General features: G+C 50.3%; 7 protein-coding genes. 2 read left to right on the forward strand and 5 right to left on the reverse strand.

Annotated elements, in window-relative coordinates; genetic code table 11:
• Positions 1-123: 123 nt before the first annotated feature.
• Positions 124-1,104 (forward strand): aldo/keto reductase, encoded by a 981-nt coding sequence (locus HPT30_RS09760; protein ID WP_175371204.1) that lies wholly within the window; start codon positions 124-126, stop codon positions 1,102-1,104.
• A gap of 143 nt (positions 1,105-1,247) precedes the next feature.
• Here the strand turns inward: HPT30_RS09760 and HPT30_RS09765 are convergent, their stop codons facing one another.
• The 4 genes from HPT30_RS09765 to HPT30_RS09780 are packed head-to-tail and all read right to left on the reverse strand — an operon-like array spanning position 1,248 to position 3,903.
• A complete protein-coding gene (locus tag HPT30_RS09765; protein ID WP_175371205.1) occupies positions 1,248-2,342 on the reverse strand; it encodes a LiaI-LiaF-like domain-containing protein in 1,095 nt (364 codons plus the stop codon).
• A gap of 19 nt (positions 2,343-2,361) precedes the next feature.
• Entirely contained in the window at positions 2,362-2,859 is a 498-nt protein-coding gene (locus HPT30_RS09770; protein WP_175371206.1) for a hypothetical protein, read from the reverse strand.
• A 55-nt stretch (positions 2,860-2,914) separates the two neighbouring features.
• Positions 2,915-3,364, reverse strand: coding sequence for an anti-sigma factor family protein (locus HPT30_RS09775; protein WP_175371207.1), 450 nt, complete (start codon positions 3,362-3,364; stop codon positions 2,915-2,917).
• Positions 3,361-3,903, reverse strand: a complete 543-nt coding sequence (locus HPT30_RS09780) for an RNA polymerase sigma factor (protein WP_281364477.1) — start codon at positions 3,901-3,903, stop codon at positions 3,361-3,363. Before HPT30_RS09780 ends, HPT30_RS09775 begins: the two co-directional genes overlap by 4 nt.
• Positions 3,904-4,326: 423 nt before the next feature.
• Here HPT30_RS09780 and HPT30_RS09785 point away from each other — a divergent pair, with 423 nt between their 5' ends.
• Positions 4,327-5,472 carry a response regulator gene (locus tag HPT30_RS09785; RefSeq protein WP_175371209.1) on the forward strand — a complete coding sequence of 382 codons (1,146 nt, stop codon included), beginning with the start codon at positions 4,327-4,329 and terminating at the stop codon, positions 5,470-5,472.
• Between the two features lie 123 nt (positions 5,473-5,595).
• Here HPT30_RS09785 and HPT30_RS09790 read toward each other — a convergent pair.
• On the reverse strand, positions 5,596-6,606 hold a 1,011-nt coding region (locus HPT30_RS09790; protein ID WP_175371210.1), incomplete at its 5' end, for an Ig-like domain-containing protein.

The following is a 6,606-nucleotide window of genomic DNA, read 5'->3' on the forward strand; positions in this document are numbered from 1 at the left end:
AGCTCATGTGTAAATATTCCCTTATACATTTGCTCTCGTCCCAGAACTTGGTTACAATTAATAAGTAAAAGAAAAGCAACCGGTTTCGCCCTATTTCAAATTCATTGAAGGAGTGATCACACCGTGCAATACGCTAAACTTGGTAAATCAGGCCTGAAGGTTAGCCGCCTCTGTCTGGGAACGATGAATTTTGGCCCGTCTACGGATGAAAAAGAAGCCTTCCGGATTATGGACGCTGCGCTGGATGCAGGAGTAAACTTTTTTGATACCGCTAACATTTATGGCTGGGGTGAGAATTCCGGCCTGACAGAGACCATTATCGGCCGCTGGTTCAAGCAAGGTGGGGGACGCCGTGAGAAGGTTGTCCTGGCGACCAAAGCCTATGGCTCCATGAGCGACAAGCTGGACGGTCCTAATGATGAAGCTGGCCTCTCCGCCTACAAAATACGCCGTCATCTGGAAGGCTCCCTGAAGCGTCTTCAGACCGATCACATCGAGTTGTACCAGATGCACCATGTGGATCGCAGCGTGTCCTGGGACGAGCTGTGGGGTGCCTTTGAGCTGGCTGTGAGCCAGGGTAAAATCGACTATGTCGGCTCCAGCAACTTTGCTGGCTGGGACATCGCTGTGGCCCAACAGGAAGCTAAGGCCCGCGGATTCCTGGGGCTTGTCTCCGAGCAGCACAAATACAGTCTCACCTGCCGCCTGCCGGAGCTTGAGGTACTGCCAGCTTCGCAAAGTCTTGGACTTGGGATCATCCCATGGAGCCCGCTGGACGGCGGCCTGTTAGGCCGCAACGCCCTTAAGAAGATTGAAGGCAGCCGCAGTGGTGGCAATACGGAGCGCGTAGAGCAGTACAAGAGCCAGCTTGAGGCATTTGCCGGCCTAAGCCAAGAGCTGGGTGAACCGCAGGACAATATTGCCTTGGCCTGGCTGCTGGCTAATCCGGCTGTCACCGCGCCGATCATTGGACCGCGCACACTGGAGCAGTTCGAAAGCGCACTGCGCAGCCTGGAAATTGTACTGGACGAGTCCGTATTGAAACGTCTTGACGAAATCTTCCCTGGTCCGGGCGGAGAAGCACCGAAAGCTTACGCCTGGTAAGCCTGCAAAGGCTGCAAGGATACGCGATGGTCTGGAACGCGTAACAATCCGGCATCTATAAGACAAACCTACAATCAACAAAGGGAGCTGTCTCTTCCCCGATCTTGTGCCGGAAGAGACAGCTCCCTTTAACATTGGCTCCACTATTCTGTTGTATCTGCGGTGATACCACCATTGCTTGTAGAGATAGTAACTTTATAAGTACCTTTGCCGACTTTAGCCGTACCGCTGGTATCACTGCTGCGTTCCCAATTCACATTGCCTTTAAGTGAACTGTTACTGGTGTCCGCGGAGATAGTGGCGTCAGTAGCCTCCGGGATTCCCATGACAACGGAACCATTGCTCGTTGTCAGTCTCCAATCCCCGGTTACCCCGGAGTTAACCGTTATTTTACCGTTACTACTCTTGGCAGTCAGGGCTCCATCGACTTTATCAAGCGTCATCGATCCGTTGGAGCTGGCCAAATCCACCTCACCCTGAATATTTTTCACCGTAATCGATCCGTTGCTGGAATGAGCTGTCAAACCACCAGCAATATCATGCAGGTTCATCGCCCCATTAGAAGTATTAACTGTCAGACCCGACTGAAGCCCGAATGCTTCGATAGAGCCGTCGCTGGTGATCACTTCTACAGACAGATTCTGCGGCACATTCACATTCAGATAGGGGCCTTTGCTGTAGAAGCCAAACTGTATATTGGAAAGCCAGTTATTGTTGCCTGCCAGCCTAAGAACCAATGTATCCCCTTGGGTTATGATCTCCCATTTCTTGTCCAGGTTACTCTTCGCTTCACTTTCTGAATCGCCGGGAAGCAGCAGGCTACCCTCATATTGAACCTCGGCCTTCTCTGCTTCGCCCCTTACAGTTACTTTGCCATTCGGCAGCTCAATCCTGACCGCCTTGACCTCAGAGCCCGCCTCTGCCGTTCCGCTCATCGCAACCAACTGATTATTGCCGAACAATCCACCCAGCGAGCCTCCAGCATAAAGAGACTGACCTCCACTTGCAACAACGAGAAGAATGATTAAAACAATAGCCCACCCGCTTACACCGCTCTTGGCATCTGAACGGATAAAGAGTCTAAGCAGCATCTCCAGACCGAACAGAATCAGCAAGGCGGGCCATAAAAAGCCCAAGGCAGCGTAGCTCAACATACCATACTGGGCCAACGCAATAATAGCGCCAACCGCGATACAGCCGATCGCTGCGGTGAAACTTCCGATTTTCCATCTACTCATTGACACAACTCCCCGTTTCTTAGGCTCTTGTATTACTCTTGAGCAATTTCAGCCCGTAGCCAATCAGCACCAGCGAGAGTAGAATCGTGCCGAAATTGATCTCTGACAGAATGTCCCAAAGTCCTGGAAACGCTGTAATCATCAGTAGCAGAATGCCGCCAACAACACAGCCAATCCCTACCCAGGCCGGGTTCATATCATCCTGCGGGTATCCCGGCATTGCATGCAGATCCATCGTCCACGGAGCGCCGAAGGCATCCGGCTGGAACATCATTCGTTCATGCTCTGCTGCTGCAATCTTCATCCAAGCGGCTTTTTGCAGCGCATCAAATAACTGGTAGAACCATAATGCCGCCAAGGCGAATGGAAAAATCATCGGTTCAGACGGAATGCAGATGATGCAGATGGATGCTCCGATCATAAACTGCAGGCCCTGTTTTTTGAACCCTAGGTAAAGGTGACCGACCCCTGGAACCATCGCCAGAAAAAAGGTAAGCCAGCGTCTCTTTCTAATCATACAATATCCTCCCATAATTTGTAATGTACTAATCTTAGTGATTGCAGATCATTCGTTATTTATTGGCTCTGAACCATGAATTCACCGAGGTTGACACATGCCCGTTGATCTCCGTGATTCCGTAAGCCAAATTCTCAAAGACACCGAGCTGGAGCAGCAGGAACGTCAAGCAGGCCGCAAGACCATAGTGCATCCAAGAAGTTTTGGGCGCGAACCGTCGTCTTGCGAGCGTTCCTGTAATCGTACGCTCTCTTCGCTCGGCTTCTAGCGATTCAATATGAGCCATCACATCTGTTTTCAAATCGGGATACTCCATGGGCTCCTCTGTACCCGGCAGCCAGGCTTCCATATCGGTCCACAAAGCTGACATTTCCCTGGCTTCTTCCAGCCACTGGGCACAATCGGGACAGGACTCGATATGCAACCTGATGCTCAGCTCCATCTCAGGAGACAGCTGACCGTCTATATAATGCGGCATCCATTCTTTAACTGTTGCACAATTCATCGCCATTCCTCCCCTTGTTTGCGCATCATCTGTCTGGCACGATACAGCTGTGATTCCACTGTTTTGACGGAAACACCCCGCTGCTCGGCAATTTCCTGATAGGAGTGTCGCTGAAAATAGTAGAGCTGCACAACCGACCGGTACGGTTCCGCTAGGCTGTTCAAATTCTCATCCAGTTCAGCAGATGCTTCTTTACGAAGCGCTGCGTGCTCTGGTGTCTGCGACGTCACCCAATCATTCTCTGTGTACTCAGCCATACTGCGGTGCTGCCACTCCCTGTCGTTAGCCCGTTTCCAGTCCAGACAGGTTCTGTAAGCAATTCTGTATAACCAAGTGGAGAAGGAGGATTGTCTCCGAAAGGAGGGGAGCGCTTTGTAGGCTTTGATGAAAACCTCCTGGGCCATATCCTTGGCGGACTCGGCTTCTCCTGTAATCTTAATACATACTCTGTACACCATGCCCTGATAACGTTCCACCAAATGTCCAAACATTTGATGTTCGCCTCTCAGCACAGCGGATATCCACTCCGCCTCTTCCAGTTGTCTCCCCTCCTCCTGCTTCTTTTAGTTAGACGCCCGGCAGCGCGGTTTCCCTGCAATCTTTTCACATTATTTTTTAATTTGGGACCAAACAACTGGCTTCTTCCAATCATCTATAGAACAAGTCATTACCATTATAGAGGGAATGATGCCTTTTTTGTCGAATTAAAGCTTCAGTCTCCTGAATACTGAATTTTTTTTGAGTGGGAACTTGAACTTGTGGTCGCTTATTTGTACATTGAGAAGGAACGATTCTTACTAGCGGATAGGGAAAGTATGGAAATCGCATGTCAGCTTTGCGTTTTTTGTGCAGGTAGCAGACAGAAACTCCATTAACAACGAACTCTTTTATATACGGAAATTGAATCTAATTCAGTAGTACTGTCTTGCAAGATAAAACTAAGTCTGAGTGGTGGGATAGTAATGATCCAGGCAATACTAGTGGACGATGAGCGGCTGGCCTTGATGAAATTGGAGCATATGCTTAAAGAACTAGGAACAGTGAATGTAGTGGCCACATATACGGACCCTGTGGAAGCGGTCAAAGAAGCCGGAAAATGGAATGCGGACGTTATTTTTCTGGATATTGATATGCCGGAGATGAACGGCCTGCAGGCTGCAGAAATCATGCATGAGCATACCCCTGAGGCTGATATTGTATTTGTGACAGCTTACAACAATTATGCCTTGGAAGCGTTTGAAGTCAACGCATTGGACTATGTACTGAAGCCAGTTATCCGTGACCGGCTTTTAAAGACAATAAGTCGTTTGGAGGAACGTACACAACGAGTGACCAAGCAGGTAATTCCCTCGGATACGCTCATGGTCCGCTGCTTTCCTTCTCTGCGTTTTGAACGGGGAGGCGTACCCCTGAACACAATTCGCTGGCGGACCAACAAGGCACAGGAACTGTTCGCTCTTCTGCTCCATAACCGTAACCGTTTTGTTAGTAAAGATACGCTGATAGATATGCTGTGGCCCGACTTTAATCTTAAAAAAGCTTCAACCCATCTCTATACTACAATCTATCAGGTTAGGCAATGCTTGAGGCAGGCCGGTATCGAGCTGCTGATTAACAATGTCAGTGGTGGTGAGGGCTATACCCTGGAGAGCGGTTCGATGCTGATTGATTCCGTCCAGTGGGAAAACGGTATTCTTACGCTTGATCCCATCGACGATAGCAATTTCAATGATCATCAACGGTTGTTCGATCTTTATTCTGGAGATTATTATGGGGACTACGATTATCTCTGGGCGGAAAGCGAACGACAGCGGCTTCGGACTATTTGGTTGCATCATGCCATTGGGACCGCCGATTACTATATTGGCAGTGGGCGAATTCCTGAAGCTGTGACCGTCTACCAACGGATTGTCCAGCTTCAGCCCTATTTTGAACAAGGACATCTGGGGCTGATGAAGGTCTATGACAGTATTGGAGAACGTTTTGCGGTGGAGGAGCAATATAAAGCTCTCAACGAACTGCTAAAGGATGATCTCAGCACCGAAATGCCGTCCAATATTGAACGCTGGTATTCCGACTGGAAGTTACACAATCTGAAACAGTTGTAAAGAAAAAGAACTACAGCCGATTCCAACGCTATACAAAGAAGCGAGCCCATCTCCGGTGCATCTGGAGATGGGCTCGCTTTCCTATAATCTAGACCTCTTTAATATCTCACGCAGTTCTTATCTCTATTCCTGTTTGCCGCCTCTTCTGAATCTTCTGCTGAGTACATAGCCGAGAATAATCAGAGATCCACCAACCAGGTAGATCGGAAGCGGGCTGTCTTCGCCAGTCTTCGGCAATACGCTAGGCTTTCCATCTTTGCCTTTACTATTACCATTACCATCTGGCTCTCCTGTTACCATACCCTTTGGTACTTCTTCAACATCAATTTCGATGACGATCTCTTCTTCATTTCCGTCTTTATCGGTCACGATGATCGTGAATTTGTCTTTGCCTATGAAGCCTGGATCCGGTGTATAAACCCACTTGCCGTTTGGCTTCAGGGTAACCTTACCATGTGCCGGTTTATCACCTACACTTGGCACACCTCCAAGCGGAATTTCGCCTTCAATCGGCACTTCTTCAGTCGTTGTCTCTTGCTTCACAGGCGGTGTTACCTGCGGGACTGGTGTTGCCGGAGTTGTCGGTTGAGCAGGTGTTGTTGTTGGTCCTGCACTTGGTACAACTGTCGGCGTTGCCGATGGTGTCGCCGATGGTGTTACTGAAGCACCCGGTGACGGCGATGGCGTTGGTGTAACAATGACTCCTGGTACAGGAGTAGGCGTTGCTACCGGCTCAAATGTCGATGTCGGCGGCGAGGTCGGTACTGGTGTTGCTGTCGGCGCGGCCGATGGTGTAGCCGTTGGTTCTTCAGTCGGCGGCGCTACCGTTGGCGACGCGCTAGTCTCAGGCGTAGCCGAAGCTGTTGGCGTTGGTGTTGCTACCGGCGTTGGTGTTGGTGTCGGTGTTGCTACCGGCGTTGGTGTTGGTGTCGGTGTTGCTACCGGTGTTGGCGTCGGTGTTGGTGTTGCTACCGGCGTTGGCGTCGGTGTCGGTGTTGCTACCGGCGTTGGCGTCGGTGTTGGTGTTGCTACCGGTGTTGGCGTCGGTGTCGGTGTTGCTACCGGTGTTGGCGTCGGTGTCGGTGTTGCTACCGGCGTTGGCGTCGGTGTCGGTGTTGCTACCGGCGTTGGCGT

Origin of the sequence: Paenibacillus agri, from assembly GCF_013359945.1 — a bacterium.
Classification (GTDB): domain Bacteria; phylum Bacillota; class Bacilli; order Paenibacillales; family Paenibacillaceae; genus Paenibacillus_AQ; species Paenibacillus_AQ agri.